The organism is Actinomycetota bacterium (assembly GCA_018830725.1).
Classification (GTDB): Bacteria; Actinomycetota; Humimicrobiia; order JAHJRV01; family JAHJRV01; genus JAHJRV01.
Genome location: JAHJRV010000168.1, coordinates 1 through 2,187, shown reverse-complemented (window position 1 = coordinate 2,187; position 2,187 = coordinate 1). Strand labels below are relative to the sequence as shown.

Genomic DNA, 2,187 nt, shown 5'->3' with positions numbered 1-2,187 from the left:
CGTCGTGGTCCTATTATCAAAAGATATTTAAATTTAAAATTAAGTTAATTAAAAAAAATTTATATTTTTAGAAAGTCTTTTTCTAATTTAGTTTTAAATACTAACATATAATTTATATATAATCAAATTCAACTATTAATTCAATGATGGTATTTTTACATTGTAACTGTAAGATATTTTTTACTTTTTATTGAAAACATCCAGATGTTTAAATTACTCATCATTTTCCGTCTCAGTGAGCACCATCTCATGTTTCATAAAATCAATATATTTAATATTGGCTTTGACTAATTTCTGTTCACCAAAAAGGTCCTTTATAAGTAAGCCATCTTCTTCACTCTGGATATTAATTACATTCTCAAATATTTCTTCCTTTTTCCCATTCTTTTCTATAAATACTTTTGTCTCACACACCTAAATCTCCTGTTTGTTTAAATTTACTTTTGAAATTATGTTAAAAGTATTTTTTATATGACATACAACATATAATCTAATTTTTATATTTTAATTTATGTTTTATTTTCTTTACAAGAAAGCATAACATTATTTTTTATATCTTTATAAAAAAAATTAAAATACCAGGGTAATAATTCATTCATTTTTATCAATCATCTCTTTTATTATCTTTATACCTTCATCAATAAGCTGCGGAAGTGGTTTTTTCTCAACCCCTAATATATCCAAAGGTGGATTGCAAAGCGGAATAAATATTTTTTTCTTACTAAATTTTCTTATAGATTCAGCTATTGTAGGAGTAATTTCACCCATCATAGAATTTGCAATTATTACCGATATGGAAGCGAATATTAAATCCATTTCTTCAATAGTTACTTTTATAGCATTCTCCCCTGTTGCCCCTCTATTAGCTTTTGCTTTTAGCATATTGCTTGTAGCAATAGCATTAGTTCCTAAAGCAAATATTTCTAATTCTTGACCAAAATTCTGCCTTAATTGAGTTATTATTTGATTTCCAATACTACCACCCATACTATCAATAACTGCAATTTTTATACTCATAACATCCTCTTATTAAATAATTAAATGTAGTAATTAAAGCTAATATTTTTTACTTTTTATAATTCTTTGCTATTTCCCAATAATGCAGTGCGTACTCCTTTAATCTCTTCCCACTCTCTTCTGTCAACTTTTTTATAATTCTACCTGGTACACCCACAACTAAGCTATATGGTGGTATTTCCTTTTTTTCAGGAATAACAGAACCTGCTCCAATAATTGAACATTTTCCTATTTTGGCTCCATCTAAAATAGTTGCATTTATACCTATTAGAACATAGTCTTCAATCTCACATCCATGCAAAATTGCACCATGACCAATTGTTACATAATTGCCAATTTTTAAAGGATATTTTGGATCAACATGCAATACACAATTATCCTGAATATTTGAATAATTACCAATTATTATTTTATTTATATCTCCCCTTACTATAGCACCTGGCCATATACTTACATTTTCACCTATCTTAACTTTGCCAATCACTTTTGCATCAGGCGATATATAAATTTCTTTTCCAAATTTAGGACTACTTTTCTGATATTTTTTTATCATTTTTTTTCATATTTAACATAAAGATTTTTATCAATAAATTTTTGTGAAATTATAACACAAAAGGAAGGAGAAATTATAAAAGAAAATGTGTGTTTATTAGTATTTTGTATAGTGGTCTTTACAGACACTGTAAAAATCACATTTTGCACAGTTTTGAGGACTTGGATTCGCAATAAATTTTGATTTCTCTATATTTTTGATGAGTCTTTTAATTTCCCTTTTTGTTTTTAAAAGTTCCTTCTTTAAATATATGATTGATTTCTCAATTCCATCCCCTAAGAAAAATAAAGTGCATTTAATCTTTTCTGGAGATATTTTATATAATTCGCTAAGAGCTAATGAATATATTCTTAATTGGAGGTTTTCATTTAAATTAAGATCAGCAGGCTTTTTACCACTTTTAAAATCAACTATCTCATAAAATCCGTTATCTACTTTCTGAATTCTATCCATAAATCCCCTGATAATATAATTATTTATTTTTAAATTAAAAAGCTGTTCTACCGCTAATATATTCTCATCTATTTTTGAGAAGCGACTGAGCAAGTAATTTTTTATCATCTTTTTAATACCCGGGATTCTTTCTTCATATATAAGGTCTTCTCCACTTAATATCT

The 2,187-nt window shown here is 26.5% G+C and carries 4 protein-coding genes; all 4 read right to left on the bottom strand.

The window, feature by feature from the left end:
• Positions 1-213: 213 nt before the first annotated feature.
• Positions 214-414, bottom strand: coding sequence for a CooT family nickel-binding protein (locus KKC53_07305; GenBank protein MBU2598953.1), 201 nt, complete (start codon positions 412-414; stop codon positions 214-216).
• Between the two features lie 177 nt (positions 415-591).
• Positions 592-1,011, bottom strand: coding sequence for a DUF3842 family protein (locus tag KKC53_07300; protein MBU2598952.1), 420 nt, complete (start codon positions 1,009-1,011; stop codon positions 592-594).
• A 55-nt stretch (positions 1,012-1,066) separates the two neighbouring features.
• Positions 1,067-1,570, bottom strand: a complete 504-nt coding sequence (locus tag KKC53_07295) for a gamma carbonic anhydrase family protein (GenBank protein ID MBU2598951.1) — start codon at positions 1,568-1,570, stop codon at positions 1,067-1,069.
• A 96-nt stretch (positions 1,571-1,666) separates the two neighbouring features.
• Positions 1,667-2,187: PD-(D/E)XK nuclease family protein (locus KKC53_07290; GenBank protein ID MBU2598950.1), on the bottom strand; the 521-nt coding region annotated here is incomplete at its 5' end.

Excerpts from the sequence above, each read along its gene's own strand:
- KKC53_07295 (MBU2598951.1), bottom strand. The coding sequence starts at position 1,570 with ATGATAAAAAAATATCAGAAAAGTAGTCCTAAATTTGGAAAAGAAATT.